This is a genomic window from Vibrio sp. 1S139 (assembly GCF_041439475.1).
GTDB classification, from domain to species: domain Bacteria; phylum Pseudomonadota; class Gammaproteobacteria; order Enterobacterales; family Vibrionaceae; genus Vibrio; species Vibrio crassostreae_C.
The window spans coordinates 24,742-39,391 of the sequence record NZ_JBGOOD010000032.1; the positions used below are offsets into that span (position 1 = coordinate 24,742).

Consider the following 14,650-nt stretch of genomic DNA (forward strand, 5'->3'; position numbering starts at 1 on the left):
CCCTCCCATACGGCTCTACTCGAACTCAAATTGATAGAGAAGATCCACAGCACTGTCTAGGCCAGAAACAGCTTCAACATAGAGATCCTGCATCAATCTATAACGAACGGTAAACTCACCTAACGAGTTAAAGATACCCACACCATACTTCACCTGTAAGCCAGGCAGGATGTAACCACTTACCGTCACTTGAGAGTCATCGCCAGAGCCTGCAGTATCCAGTTGCAAGTCCTGTACACCAAAGGCTTCACCGATTTCACCAACAACCTTACCACTCTTCGCTAAACTCAAACCGATTAAAGTCGTTGTCATCGAACCGCTCGACTCACCGTCGATATCTTGGCCACGCAAAATATAAGACAGTGCGTTCGCTTGTGGCATCGCTGGGTCAGAATAAATCTCGATGGTAGGCTCTGTCGCAGGGCCAGTCACTCGAATACCAGCGGTCACGTCATCCTGAGTATTATCAGGATTACGAATCGCGTTGATGGCTACGTATGGCTGATCCGGTGGTCCATTCATTAGGATCTTACCCTCTTCGATCAAGAGGTCTTGCCCGAATGATTGATAAGTACCATCGACGATGTTCACTTCACCTGTAATAAATGGACCTTGGTCTTTTTGAGCCACGTTGAGCTTACCGACCAAATCACCTTCAAGACCGAAGGCAGACAGTTTAAAGTCATCACCAATGGAGATATTAATATTCGTCATCACATTGAATGGAATCGTATCTTCGTTTTCTGGCTCTAGATCTTTATTCAAAATAACCTGATCAGAAGAGACGCCAACCGCTGACGGTGGTAAATCTTCAACAACAATTCGTCCCCATGGTAATGCAATATCACCGGTGATTTTCGCCAGATCTGGTGTGACATCAATAGTCATATCAGGTACGACCTTCACCTTAACCATCGGTGGGATATCAACCATCAACTCATCAGCGAAAACTCTAACGTTCGAGTTCCATGCTTTAAGATCTTGCCAATCTCCGGTTCCCTCAATATCAAGGTGACCATCAAGCGTTTCGACATTCGCATCCAGTTTTGCACTATAACCATCAAAGTCGAGGTCGATGCGGCCATCTTTCACATCAACAGGCGTAACATCGCCTTTGACTTGAATACCATCAACAGAGAATTGGCCAAAGACTTGAGGGTGCATCAGAGAGCCTTTAACTTGAAGATCACTCTCAAGGTCGGCATTCAATAAGCTGTATTCACCTAGAATTGGTTGTAAGAAATCAAGATGGAACGTGGTCAGCTTAATTGCCGCATCGACCATTTTGTCTTCGGCAAGAATATCCGGTAACGACACCGTGCCAGACAGGTCACCATTGTCGGAAACATCCAACTTAAAATCGGCATCCAGTTTGTTGTCTTTCAGTTGGGCATTCAATGCAACGCTTTCCCAACCCAGTGTGATTGGCTCACCCACTTGTTGAACAACCTGTCCTTTCGGCATATCAACGCTTACCGTGACTTCAGGCTCATCTTGTTCAGACCACTTTGCATGAGCAGTCGCATTGACTAAGCCCTGTAATTGCGTCTCTTTAGGCACAAAGGCTTTAATCTGCTCGAAATCGAATTGATTGATGACTACCTTGGCCTCACCCGATTTTCCGACACGAACGTCTTCATCCAAACACACGCTCGAACCCGATTGTTTCCAACAGTGCGCTTGAACATCGGCAAACTGTTTATCAACATCCGCATTTATCGCGACAGGTTGATCTAACACCCAAGGGCCTTGCTGAGTGGTGATTTTGACTCTGTCTAACGATCCATACCAAATAAGAGAAGGCTTTTGAATCAACTCTCCGGAAATAGCTAAGCTTGTAGACACGATGTCGGATATCACATCAAGTGTCACTGTGTGTTTCTTCTCACCACCACTCACCGTGAGATCAATGCTTTTTACGCTCTGATCTTGATAGGTTAGGTTGTTAGCTTTTAATTCAAGATCAGCTTGAGCTTCAGGCAATGGCAGAGGAACCACAGAACCATTAAGCGACAAGGATTCTAGTGTTGCTTCGTTATTCCAATCTACCTTATCCACATTTAGAGCGAGATCGACTTCAGGCTTTTTCGTTGGACCACTGAGCTGGATGTTACCAATCACTTTACCTTTCAAATCAGGGACGCTTTTTACAAGCTCAGGGAAGTGAATCTCAACACCCATGTCCCATTTCTTATCAAGCTCACCCTGAGCCTTAATCGAGTTAACACCGTGAGCTAAGCTCAAACCACTGGTTTTCAGTTTTGGTTCACCGCTCGCGCTGCGATCCGACGCTGACAACTGACCTTCGATATCCAGAGGGTATTCTCGCAAGATCCCTTCAATATCCAATTTAGGCAGTTCAATCACCCAGCCGCCCGCTTCAGTCAACTCACCTGAGGTGACGATGTTTCCACTAATGTTGCCCTCAGCTTCTGGCCACTGCAGACCCGGTTGAATATCTTTGAGTGTCACGTCAGCTTGCCAGTTAACGAGACTCTTCCAGTTCGCTTTAACGACACCGTTAAGCTCACCGCCTAGCGTGTTGAGCTTTAGACGCTCGAGAACAATTTGTTCCGTCGTGCCTTTACCCTGTAGATCGATGGCTAATTCAGGGATTTCCTTACCATCGGCTTCACCTTTAAGAAGAACATTAAAACCATCTAGTGAGCCATCAGCTTTAAATTGCTCAATTGTCGCTTGGTAATCGCTTTTTCCGGTAAGGGGCCACTGTGCTTGTCCGCCCTCTAAAAGAAGGTCAAATGGCAGAGTCGGTTCTAAGGGTTGAATATCCCCAGACAACTTTGCCTCAATCAGCTCAGAAAATTGGGAGTCTAGGTTTAGCTTAGCCACGCTGCCTTGTGCTTTCAGAGACAACTTCTGCCCAACAAGGTCGGTTTCTTTCACCAACGCATCCAAAGAAAGTTCTAGCGGGTAACCGCCCTTGAGCTCAACCTTCGTGGTTAGATTGGCGCTTGCTTGTGGCATATCGAGTTCGAGAGTTGAAACATCAACCGTGTGTTTGCCCGCGCGAGCTTCTAACCCAAGGTGGTTAACAACGATTGGTGTTTCTTGTTCTAAGGTGAAACGGTTGAGGTCAAAACGCTCCAACACAACCTGCAGAGGAATCCAGACTTCCGGCAATTCGATAGCCGTTTTAACGGCAGCTTTTGGCTCAACCTTTTCTGCTTGCGGTTCTTCTGTCGACTCCGCGAGTTTAACCTTAAGATCATTGAATAAGGTTGGCGATACAGTTAGCTTTTCGCCCTGCATACTCAAAGCCGTAGAGAACAAGCTCCATTCAATTTCATGCCCTAAGATATTCAACTTGATATCAGACAAAGCGATACGGTTGATTACGATTGGCAACGGTGTTTTTACCGATGTTACGGGCGGAGTAGGTTCTGTTTCTTCTGTAGAGGCCGGAGGCAGTTCAGTAAATGCGAAGTCCAATCCTTGAATCGCTAAACGATCGACACACAACTTAGGGTCGAGCAGACAGCGAGGATTAATCGCCAAGTTCAGCTTTTGAACTTTGGTGTCTATATGCAGGCTGTCATCTTTAAACTGAACATTATTAAGCGTAAAGCTCGGGAACAGAGCCCCTTTAGTGCTTTCCACTTTAAGCTGTGGCAACGCTTTTTCAGCGCCCCACAACACAGTGTTCAACCCTGGATTGGTGAACAAAACAAAACCTAGCAAGGCTATCAACAACAGCAAAATAGACGTCAATGAGATCGACGTCCACTTGATGTACTTGCCCATCACTTTGATCATAATTCTGGCCCTAAACTAAAGTGTAACTGGAACTCATCACCTTTTTCTGCATCTAGACCCCAAGCAAAATCTAAACTCACTGGACCAACAGGTGACGCCCAACGAACACCGACGCCGGTGCCGTGTTTCCATTCGGGTTTGTCATTAAATGCATCACCAATGTCGTAGAATGCTGCGCCCCACCAGTTTCCAACCAAGCGGTATTGGTATTCAAACGAGCTGGTTGCAATGAATTTGGCACCCGTTAGTGCGCCACTTTCATCTCGAGGAGAGATCGACTCATAACCATAACCACGAATGCTATTGTCACCACCAGCAAAGAATCTTAGTGAGGGAGATAGCTTATCAAACTCGTCGGCAAAGTTGCCGCCAAATTGAAGTCGAGTTAAGCCTCGGTGATTGTCGCCAATGCTTCGAATCCAAGCGGTTTGACCTTGAAAACGAACAACCTTAGTTTCAGATAACAAGGTATCATCACCCGCTTCAACCATAATGGTTTGTTTATCGCCCCACATCGGCATCGAACCGCCTCGCGTTCGAGTGCGTGAGAAAGAGATACCCGGCAGCACAAATTGCGCTAAATCATCCTGCAAACCTTGCTCATAGTTTTCGACCAAGTATCGAATGAAGACCGTGCGTTGCCAACCGTTATCCAGTCGCCAATATCTTTCTAGCGCTAAGTTTGACTCCAAACTCTTGGTATCACGATTATCCAAGTTTTTCATACCGTACTTAACTTGATAGTAGTCGTTCAGCACGTCATCCAGAGGGATTTTATAGGTAGCGGTAATCGTCTGTTCAGGTTTAGAAATCGACAGGCTGCTATTGAAGCTATGGCCTTGTTCATTAACCCAAGGTTTTTTCCACTTCAGAGTGCCTTTTACGCCAAGGTCGGTTGAGACACCGATACCCGTTTCGATTTGGTTACGAGCTTGCGGAGCAAGGCTAACCTTCATCGGGATCTCTCGGCCTTCGCCTAACTGGCTTAAATTTGGTTCAACAAATACCGAGGAGAACCAATCCGTATTGGACAGGTTTTGGTTGTACTCACCGACTTTGGTGATTGAGTAAGGTTCGCCACCCTCAAATGGTTTAAGTGACTGCACCTTATCTTCTTCTATCTGGCTACCAGTAACCTGAGTAGTACCAAAGTGATAGCGGATACCACTGTTATAATGAAGACGAACATAAGCGCGGTTCAATTCAGGAGCGACTTCTAGCTTACTAAGATCATAAGCACCATCGAAGTAGCCTTTCGCTAAGCCAAGGTTGCGGATCGACGATTTCAAAGAGTCATAATTACCATGATTCAGAGTCGAACCTTTAGACAAGCTACTCTTCGCTATCAAGGCTAAAAAGTCTGGGTCATCCTTGGCTTCACCAGTTAGAACGATATCTGAAGTATAAATAACAACAGGCTCTCCCGGCTCAACCGTAACGGTCATTTCGGTATCATCTTCGGAGTGAGTAAATGTGATTTTAGGGTGGTAGTAGCCTAACGCATTCAGGGCTTCTTTAATCATAGATTCCAAGCGGGATTGGAATCTTAGTGAAACCGAATACTCTTCTTCAGGGATCGCACTCAGATAAGCATCAACATTATCCTCAAGCGCTCCATCTAGCCCTTTGATTTCAAGGGAAACGTCAGCGAAAGCGAGCGTCGATGACAATAGAGTGCCAATCAGAACTGGTAAAGTTTTTCTTATCATGTTTAATTGGTGAAGAAGTTATCAATACGTTAATAAGTGAAAAGAAATAATACCGCTAAATAGGCATTGAGTCTGTAATAAATCCTGGAATAACACGGTCTAATTTAAAGACTTATTCAATATTGACCAACAGTTAATATGAACCCACGTTAAATAAAAGCCAGCGCGGTAAACGTATGCGAAAAGGAATATAACATGCTAAACAAACAACAACTGATTTCTGCAGCAACCGCACTACCGGGAAATGCTGACCCAATTCGAATCACTGAGCGCCATTTCGTCAATCAAACCGACCTGTTCGATGCACCCACGGGCTCTCAACAAGAAGTCCTGTTTGGTATGGGGTGCTTCTGGGGAGCTGAGCGTTTGTTTTGGCAATTGGATGGCGTTATTTCAACATCCGTTGGTTACGCTGGCGGATACACAGTTAATCCCACTTATGAACAAGTATGTACTGGGCAAACCGGCCATACCGAGGTCGTTCGTGTCATATTTGATAGTGAACAAACCTCTCTAGCTCGAATACTTGAAACCTTTTGGGAGCGTCATGACCCAACTCAAGGGATGCGCCAAGGCAACGATTTAGGGACTCAGTACCGTTCTGCGATTTACACCTTCAGTGAAGAACAACAATCTATCGCTGAGCACTCTAAACGTGAATATCAACGAGCAATGACTGAATCTTTAGGCAACGAGATCACGACGGAAGTTCTGCCTGCTGGAAAATATTTTTTCGCAGAAACCTACCACCAGCAATACCTAGCTAAAAATCCGAATGGGTATTGCGGGTTGGGTGGAACAGGTGTGTGCTTCCCTCCACAATAAAGTGCCGTTCGACATACCATCGTGAACGACACGCATTAAAAAAGGGCTTCCATCAGGAAGCCCTTTTCATTGTTAATCTATTCGGTGCAAGACAAATCGATAAAGCTCAGTTACACCGGCAACGCTGCAATGGTGCCGTTAACTTCTTTAAAAATAGTGAGCTTTTGTTTGTCTGAAACTTCAGGAAGTAGCACCTTGCCTTGGTCGAAGCGAAACTCTCCAACACCTTCAATAGCAAATTGGCCTTTGAACAGGACTTTAACGAAACGCGCCACCTGACGTGGACGGTAAGTAGAAAATTTTCTTAACATAATACAACCTCAATTCCATTTGAGTACTACAGTCACATACCTGAACAGCGTCGCTGTTCAAAGCACATTTAATCGCTAATTCCTTTAGCAAACAGCAATATAATCTATTGTTCATCTTGATATTGATGCATTATACCTTTTGGTAACAAGCCTGCAACTTCTTTCTACGTCGTACGATAAAAAAGTTAAAGAGGCATTTTTCAAATTTCATATTATACTTCCTGTGCAAACCAATAAGCGGAACAAAAATATAATGAAAAACAAAACTCTACTGGCTTTTCTAGCCGCAGCCTCTCCACTCTTCGCCAATGCTCACAACCTATCAGTAGGCGCTACCCTGCCTGCCGTCGATGTGAGTAACTATGGTGAGATTGTTCTAAACGACGGAAATACTGGATATCAAGCTTGGGCAACCAATGATCTTCTAGGTAAAGTTCGCGTCGTTCAAGCTATCGCTGGCCGCAGCAGCTCTAAAGAGCTCAACGCACCACTGATGGCAGCCATTACCGCATCGAAATTCTCAGAAGACAGCTACCAAACCACCACTATCATCAACCAAGATGATGCGATTTGGGGTACTGGGTCTTTTGTTAAGTCCTCTGCCGAAAGCAGCAAAGAAGAATTTCCATGGTCTTCTATGGTCCTAGATGAAGACGGCGCCGTTGCGTCAACATGGGCTCTAAAAGAAGAAAGCTCAGCGATTATCGTTCAAGACAAGCAAGGTAAAATCTTGTTTGTAAAAGAAGGTGCATTAAACGAATCAGAAGTCACTCAAGTCATTGAGTTGATTAAAGCGAGCCTTTAATAAGATATTCGCGTCTTTTTCGAGACCTAACCAAAGGATATTGTTATATTATAACAGTATCCTTTTTTTAATTCTGTGGTTAATCATCCTGATGTGGCAAAACACACCCAACAATGTGAAACGCAAAACAGGCTTCTTGCTTGGGCTTATGCTCATGTTAAGCGTGTTAGCCGCAACACACATTGTGGATATCGCACCAGAGCACCACACTTCACACCATTGTGAGCTGTTTTCGCTTAATCAGTTCATCACAGCGCACTCACTACCACAGATTCCAGAGTTCCATTCGGAATTTACTGTCGCTATTACAGAGTCAGTAACTTCACTACAGCGGCTATATTTCGCTTATTTGGCACGCTCACCTCCTGTAAATATCGCTTAATTACCACTACTTTTTAATTAACCTTTATTCAGGAAAAAACATGAAACCTACTTTTTTAGCCGTTGTTATCGGCATGACTGTCTCTACAAATGCTCTAGCTAACGAAGAATTCCGCTCTCATGATGCACACGTACATGGCCAAGTTGAAGTAAACATCGCGCAAGATGGGCAAGAATTGCTTGTTGAAGTAACAGCTCCAGGCGCAGATGTGGTTGGGTTTGAACATGCTCCAAAAACTGCAGAACAGAAGAAAGTGTTTGAACAGGCTATCGCACAATTAAACAAGCCAGAAGAGCTGTTTAGTTTTAACAATGCGAGTTGTACTCTGAAGTTCAAGTCAGTAGCAAACACCTTAGAAGGCGGTCATGACGACCATGAAGGCCATGACCATGCGGAACACGGTCATGGCGACCACAAAGACCATGATCACGCTGAACACGATCATGACGACCACAAAGACCATGACCACGCTGAACACGATCATGATGACTACAAAGACCATGACCACGCTGAGCACGATCATGATGACCACGAAGGTCACGACCACCACGATCATGAAGGCCACGATCACTCAGAAGGTGGCCACGGTGAGTTCACTGTTGAGTACCACTATGAATGTTCAGATGTTGCTAAGCTAGACACAGTTAGCACTCAGTGGTTCTCTAAGTTCAGCAACACTGAAAAAATGACGGTGAACCTACTAACAGACACAGCTCAAGTACAAGAAGTGCTTAACGCAGAGCGTATTAGTTTCCGATTCTAATCACTCCTAGATCGGATTAAACGTAAAATAAACAGCCAGGTAAGTCATCGCTTACTTGGCTGTTCAAATCGGTGTGTTCCTGTGAATTTATGTTTCAAATTACTGTCCAGTAGATACACCGCTTTAATTATTGGAGCTAGCATGTCTTCTGACAGTTCATCACTTGTGGTCAAACTCGAAAATATCAGCTTTCGTTGGAAGCCTGAATTACCACCAACGCTAGAGATCCCCTCTCTGTACATCCAAGCCCAAGAGCACCTTTTTATCAAAGGGCCAAGTGGTTGTGGAAAATCAACTTTGTTAGGGCTACTGACCGGAATCAACCAAGCTGAGCAAGGAGAAGTCTCTATCCTTGATCAAGACCTCACTCAGCTTACACCTCGTCAAAGAGATAAATTCAGAGCCGATCAGATTGGTTATATTTTCCAACAATTTAACCTGCTTCCTTATCTATCAGTTATCGATAACGTGACGCTTCCTTGCCAGTTTTCACAGATACGTAAACAGCAAGTCGCTGAAAGCCAGAAAAGCTTACAAGAGACGGCTCGAGAGTTGTTACTCAGATTAAAACTACCTCAAGCTTTAATGGACAAGCCCGTTACCGAGTTAAGCATCGGTCAACAACAACGTGTTGCTGCCGCTCGTGCTTTGATCGGCCAACCCAAAATCATTATTGCCGACGAGCCAACCTCGGCTTTGGATCATGACAACCGAGAAGCTTTTATCGAACTGTTGTTAGAACAAGCCAACCAGGCAGGTTCTACTCTTATCTTTGTTAGCCATGATCCAACACTAGAAAAGTTGTTCACTCGAACCATAGATTTAAAAACCGTTAACCAAGCTAAGGTTGTCGTATGAAAGTAATTACTCACTTAGCCTTAAAAAGCGTACTCAACCGTAAAGCCACAGCCATTCTAACTATTCTCACTGTGGCTGTATCCGTCATTCTATTACTCGGTGTGGAACGTGTAAGAACCGAAGCTAAGAGCAGCTTCGCCAATACGATTTCAGGTACTGACCTTATCGTCGGTGGCCGTTCTGGTCAGGTCAACCTGCTGCTTTACTCAGTATTCAGAATCGGTAATGCGACCAACAACATCGACTGGAAAAGCTATGAAGAATTTAGCCAGCACAACGCAGTAAAGTGGGCGATCCCAATCTCATTGGGCGATTCACACAAAGGCTTCCGCGTAATGGGCACGAACCATAGCTACTTCGAGAATTATCGCTATGGAAGTAAGCAACCACTTACTTTTCAGCAAGGCAAAGAGTTTAATCAGCTATTTGACGTAGTGATTGGTGCCGACGTCGCGAAGAAGCTAGATTACAAAATAGGTGATCAAATCATTCTTGCGCACGGTATCAGTGATGTTGCGTTTAGCCGTCACGATAATCTGCCCTTCAAGATTGTGGGAATACTCGCGCCAACAGGAACACCAGTAGACAAAACCGTACACGTATCGCTAGAGGCAATCGAAGCAATTCATGTTGGCTGGGAATCAGGTGCCAACCTCGGGCACACACCGAATGCTGAAGCGCTAAAGCAACGTGACTTCCAACCGAAGCAGATTACCGCGATGATGGTTGGCCTTAAATCGAAGATCCAAACCTTCGCACTGCAACGAGAAATCAATAACTACCGCCAAGAACCTTTAAGCGCCATTATGCCGGGCATTGCGCTTCACGAATTGTGGGGAATGATGGCTGTAGCAGAACAAGCATTACTGATTGTTTCAGGGTTTGTTGTTGTCGCCGGATTATTGGGTATGCTCAGTAGCCTACTCACTAGCTTGCAAGAAAGGCGTCGAGAGATGGCTATCCTACGTGCGATGGGCGCAAGACCTCGTCATGTGTTTGGTTTACTGATCAGTGAAGCCAGTGCGCTAACCTTCCTTGGCATTACATTAGGTGTTGCAGTGCTGTTTGCGCTGATCGCAGTGGTTGCTCCTATTGTGCAACAAAGTTATGGTATCAACATATCGATATCCGCAATCACACCGCATGAGTGGAAACTGCTTATGCTGGTACAAGTTGCTGGAATCATTATCGGCTTTATTCCCGCTTTCAGGGCTTACCGCCAGTCATTGTCTGATGGCATGACGATTCGAATCTAAAATAGGAACCTACGATGCAACGCAAATTCCTACTGATACTTGGGCTACTTCTGTTCCCATTTATCAGTACAGCTCACGCTGAAACCACTCAGAATGACGAATCGGTATTAACACTTGAATGGATTGATTTGATTCCAGAATCAGAACGTGCTCAGCTAGATTCATTTGGTATGCCGATGGTTGACCACAATAGTATGGACAAACCTCAACAATCGACACTTGGTGCTGTTCGCCCAGAGCTGAATGGCAGCACAGTGAAGATTCCTGGCTTTGTGATTCCATTGGAAGGTGATGAGAATATGATCACTGAGTTTCTGCTGGTACCGTACTTTGGCGCATGTATCCACGTGCCACCGCCGCCACCGAACCAAATCATCTACGTGAAGTTCCCGAAAGGTGCACCAATACAGCAGTTATGGGATGTGATCTATTTGGTCGGAACGCTGAAAACTGAGTCAATCAGCCATGACTTAGCGCAAACCGGTTATCTTATTGAAGGTACTGCGATTGAAGAGTATGACGACATGTAGTCATTAGAAGGGTGGCTCAAGGATGAGCTGCCGTCACTGAACGAGTGTGATCATTCAATAACAGTTTAATAACGATAATTTTCTTCTGAATTACGCGATGTAATTAGATAAGTAAGCTAGAACAGCGACATAAATCGCGAGTAATAACCCTATACTAAGCTGTTTCTTCAGCTTGTTATCATTGACTTGATTCATAACTCCTCCTTGAGAATTACAACAAATTTAACATTTTATTATCATTAACAAAAGTAAAATTTTGTTGAAACCTTCAACTATGCTCGCAAAATCTAGCCACCAATAAGATAAAGAGTTACATTTTAGACAGTTATACCAATCACAATAAGTAAGTGTTCAGAAATAGCGTAGGAAAAAGCCTTGAGAACAAGGCGGAGCTTTTTGATAAGTAGTTATTCTACAATCAAAAATTGTAGCTCAGTTATCAAGCGTTTTAACAAGCTAGGCTGAGCAATTATTTACTACGATTGGTTTTGAGTCGTCTCCTAACGGTACTCTTATGTCAAAAACCAAACAGCCAGTGATCATTGAGCATGCTAGCGACACACAGCATAAGCATGAGAAAAAGCCTCATATTGCCGACAGTGCCAGCAGAATGCTGCACATCGCACAAAGCTTCGGCCTCGATTCCTTAATTAGTCATAGTGCCAAGCCAAAGGATAAAGCTGAGAGTACGCTTATCGAACGGGCACTATTGCGAGAGAAAAAACGTAGAGAGCTTCGCCAAAAGAACCTAGAACAGATTCTAAAGTTGGCGCACTCTTCATGTAAGGATGAAGCGGCTGGAGACCCGGATCAGGACTGGTTATACCGTTTCTTCGACATGGCACAAGAGATCCACAATACATCGATGCAGAGGCTATGGGCTCAAGTACTGAAACGAGAAGTCACCAACCCAGGCTCGACGTCGATGAAGGCACTGCAAATCTTAAAAGACATGACACCAAAAGAAGCGTTAACCCTACAAAGGGCAGCATCACTGGGTTGTAGCTTTGGTAGCGATAACAGCAGAAAGCTCTTACTCGGCTTTAAATCTCATGCTGGGCTATTCAACTTTGGCAAAAGGGACACCACCAACACCATCAACCTTGGTGGGCACAACCTGCCCTACTCCAGCTTGCTCCACTTGATAGAGCTCGGGATTATTCTGGGCACAGAATTAGAATCCGGAGATATTGATTTCGATCCAGCCCTGCACCTAACCTATCAAGGTAAGAGCATGTCACTGGCACCATTATCAAAAGGCGTGAAGCTGGTTTACTACCGATTCAGCCCTACAGGCAATGAGCTTTGTACCTTGCTCGGTAACAAGCCAAACACGCAGTATTACGATCAACTGATTGCACTATTGAGCCAGAAATTCACAGTACAGACAGAAGTGAAAAGCAGTGTGAATTACACCGTCTAGACACTCGACGGAGCTAAAATAGACGGTGTAAAAAGTGAAGTATAGAGAGGAATAAAGAGAATCTAGAGGATAGGTTTCTTGTCTCGGTAAACTAAGGCTGCACTATTTATCGGTCGTGAATAAACAGATAAACAGCTGAGTAGCCTTAGTCATACCAACGATCTCAGTTGGCTAAGATATTTCGCTTCTCCAACGCATCAATACACAGTTCGACCAATTCATCGAGTGTCTTCTCACCTGCAGGTAGATCAATCTCAGGGTTCTGAGGCGCTTCGTACACTGAACTAATACCTGTAAAGTTCGGGATCTCTCCGGCACGTGCTTTCTTATACAGACCTTTAGGGTCACGCTGTTCGCAAACCTCTAATGGAGTATTGACGAACACCTCAAGAAACTCACCTTCCGGCAATAAATCTCTCACGAGTTGCCTTTCAGCTTGATGCGGAGAAATAAAGGCTGACAACACGATCAAGCCTGCATCTGCCATCAATTTAGCAAGCTCACCAATACGACGGATGTTCTCTCGACGATCTTGCTCAGAGAAGCCAAGGTCACTACATAATCCATGACGCACATTGTCGCCATCCAATAAATAAGTATGGTAACCAAGCTGTGCCAAGCGATTTTCTAATGCTCCAGCGACTGTCGATTTACCAGAACCAGACAACCCCGTGAACCAGAGCACGGCTGGCTTTTGTGATTTCAGATCCGCGCGAAATGTTTTATCAATCGAGTGTTGATGCCACACAACATTCTCATCTTTGGGTTTGAGTACTGCGGTCATAATTAGTCCTTTAAATAAACAGCATTAAAATGGGAAAAAATAAGGAATTAGGGTCAGCACCAAGCCCGAATATACAATCGAGATTGGAATGCCGATACGCAGATAATCCGTTAAATGGTAATTACCTACGCTATAAACAAGTAAGTTGGTTTGGTAGCCGTATGGAGAGATAAAACTGGCACTGGCACCAAACAGTACCGCCATGATGAACGGCATAGGGTCAACGCCATAACCTACTGCCATACTGTAGCCAATCGGAAATGAGAGTGCTGCAGCCGCATTATTGGTCACCAGCTCTGTCAAAACCAAAGTCATAAAGTAGGTAGCAACTAACGCACCGAATACGCCCCAGCCATTAAACGCCTCCATAAACATCAGCCCCATCCGCTCAGATAAACCCGATGAAATCATCAGTTGAGCAATAGAAAGTGCAGAGCCCACGATCACCACAATATCGACTGGGAAACGGCGGCGGAGCTCTAAGATTATTTTCACTGACGCTACGGCCAACTAATGGAGAACCTGGCTCAACTCGCGCCTCGAGAAAGTAAGGCAGATCATCTTGAGAACCATCATCGTAGCTGGGTAGAAAATAGCTAAGAGGAATAAGGATCAATACCCCACCGACCAAAACCGCTAAACCGATCAAGGTAGGTGTGAAAAAGTTTAAGCTCGGTAAACCTGCATCTTCAACAAAACTATTGATGATCAAATTGGTAGAGGTGCCGATCAATGTCAGGGTGCCACCTAAGATGGCAGCGTATGACAAAGGGATAAGTAACTTAGACGGCGCGTGCTGTTGATTACGTTTGATCGCCCCGATCAAAGAAACAACCACCGCGGTGTTATTAGTAAAAGAAGAAAGTAACGCTGTAGAAATACCCAACTTCGCAACCACGGTACCTAGCCTACCTTCAGAGATATTGCGGCTAACCCAGCTGATTAAGCGAGTTTTCTCCAACGCACTTGATGCGAGGATCAGAAGAATTAAAGTCAGTAACGAGGAGTTAGTGAAGTTATTAGCCAAGCTCGACAAGTCGATCATGCCAGCCATAAAAGCAATAAACGCCGCGCCAGCAAAGATAAAGCTTGGCTTAATACGGGTAACGAGCAGGCAAGTAATGATGCCGAGCAAAATCGCTAATACAAATCCTTGTTGCCACATATACCCGTCCTTTATGGCGGAAACGATCGGTTTCCGCCTGATTCAATAAGCTGTTACTTGGTCGT

General features: G+C 44.8%; 12 protein-coding genes and 1 pseudogene. 8 read left to right on the plus strand and 5 right to left on the minus strand.

Going from position 1 to position 14,650, the window contains the following annotated elements; genetic code table 11:
• Positions 1–15 precede the first annotated feature (15 nt).
• The gene (locus ACED46_RS12405; RefSeq protein WP_371721562.1) at positions 16–3,774 is read right to left on the minus strand and encodes a translocation/assembly module TamB domain-containing protein; all 3,759 of its coding nucleotides are present in this window, start codon (positions 3,772–3,774) and stop codon (positions 16–18) included.
• On the minus strand, positions 3,771–5,483 hold the full coding sequence (locus ACED46_RS12410) for an autotransporter assembly complex family protein (RefSeq protein ID WP_371721563.1): 1,713 nt from the start codon (positions 5,481–5,483) through the stop codon (positions 3,771–3,773). Before ACED46_RS12410 ends, ACED46_RS12405 begins: the two co-directional genes overlap by 4 nt.
• Before the next feature lie 195 nt (positions 5,484–5,678).
• Here ACED46_RS12410 and msrA point away from each other — a divergent pair, with 195 nt between their 5' ends.
• Positions 5,679–6,308 (plus strand): peptide-methionine (S)-S-oxide reductase MsrA, encoded by a 630-nt coding sequence (gene msrA / locus ACED46_RS12415; protein WP_371721564.1) that lies wholly within the window; start codon positions 5,679–5,681, stop codon positions 6,306–6,308.
• A 110-nt stretch (positions 6,309–6,418) separates the two neighbouring features.
• On the opposite strand, the gene ACED46_RS12420 is transcribed toward msrA, so the two are convergent.
• Positions 6,419–6,619 (minus strand): DUF1107 family protein, encoded by a 201-nt coding sequence (locus ACED46_RS12420; protein WP_017058898.1) that lies wholly within the window; start codon positions 6,617–6,619, stop codon positions 6,419–6,421.
• A gap of 253 nt (positions 6,620–6,872) precedes the next feature.
• Here ACED46_RS12420 and ACED46_RS12425 point away from each other — a divergent pair, with 253 nt between their 5' ends.
• The 7 genes from ACED46_RS12425 (at position 6,873) to ACED46_RS12455 (ending at position 12,636) form a co-directional block, all read left to right on the plus strand.
• A complete protein-coding gene (locus ACED46_RS12425) occupies positions 6,873–7,424 on the plus strand; it encodes a YtfJ family protein (RefSeq protein ID WP_017063723.1) in 552 nt (183 codons plus the stop codon).
• Positions 7,425–7,515: 91 nt separating this feature from the next.
• On the plus strand, positions 7,516–7,806 hold the full coding sequence (locus ACED46_RS12430) for a DUF2607 family protein (RefSeq protein ID WP_017063722.1): 291 nt from the start codon (positions 7,516–7,518) through the stop codon (positions 7,804–7,806).
• 40 nt (positions 7,807–7,846) lie between these two features.
• On the plus strand, positions 7,847–8,569 hold the full coding sequence (locus ACED46_RS12435; protein ID WP_371721565.1) for a DUF2796 domain-containing protein: 723 nt from the start codon (positions 7,847–7,849) through the stop codon (positions 8,567–8,569).
• A gap of 141 nt (positions 8,570–8,710) precedes the next feature.
• Positions 8,711–9,427 (plus strand): ABC transporter ATP-binding protein, encoded by a 717-nt coding sequence (locus ACED46_RS12440; RefSeq protein ID WP_371721566.1) that lies wholly within the window; start codon positions 8,711–8,713, stop codon positions 9,425–9,427.
• Complete coding sequence (locus tag ACED46_RS12445) at positions 9,424–10,683, plus strand: ABC transporter permease (RefSeq protein ID WP_017058893.1); 1,260 nt, start codon at positions 9,424–9,426, stop codon at positions 10,681–10,683. The genes ACED46_RS12440 and ACED46_RS12445 overlap by 4 nt, the downstream gene beginning before the upstream one ends.
• Before the next feature lie 14 nt (positions 10,684–10,697).
• On the plus strand, positions 10,698–11,213 hold the full coding sequence (locus tag ACED46_RS12450; protein ID WP_017058892.1) for a DUF3299 domain-containing protein: 516 nt from the start codon (positions 10,698–10,700) through the stop codon (positions 11,211–11,213).
• 514 nt (positions 11,214–11,727) lie between these two features.
• A complete protein-coding gene (locus ACED46_RS12455) occupies positions 11,728–12,636 on the plus strand; it encodes a TIGR03899 family protein (RefSeq protein WP_371721567.1) in 909 nt (302 codons plus the stop codon).
• Positions 12,637–12,799: 163 nt separating this feature from the next.
• On the opposite strand, the gene cysC is transcribed toward ACED46_RS12455, so the two are convergent.
• Positions 12,800–13,420, minus strand: coding sequence for an adenylyl-sulfate kinase (cysC, locus tag ACED46_RS12460; RefSeq protein WP_017067555.1), 621 nt, complete (start codon positions 13,418–13,420; stop codon positions 12,800–12,802).
• A 24-nt stretch (positions 13,421–13,444) separates the two neighbouring features.
• A pseudogene (locus ACED46_RS12465) lies at positions 13,445–14,585 on the minus strand (SLC13 family permease).
• Between the last annotated feature and the right edge of the window lie 65 nt (positions 14,586–14,650).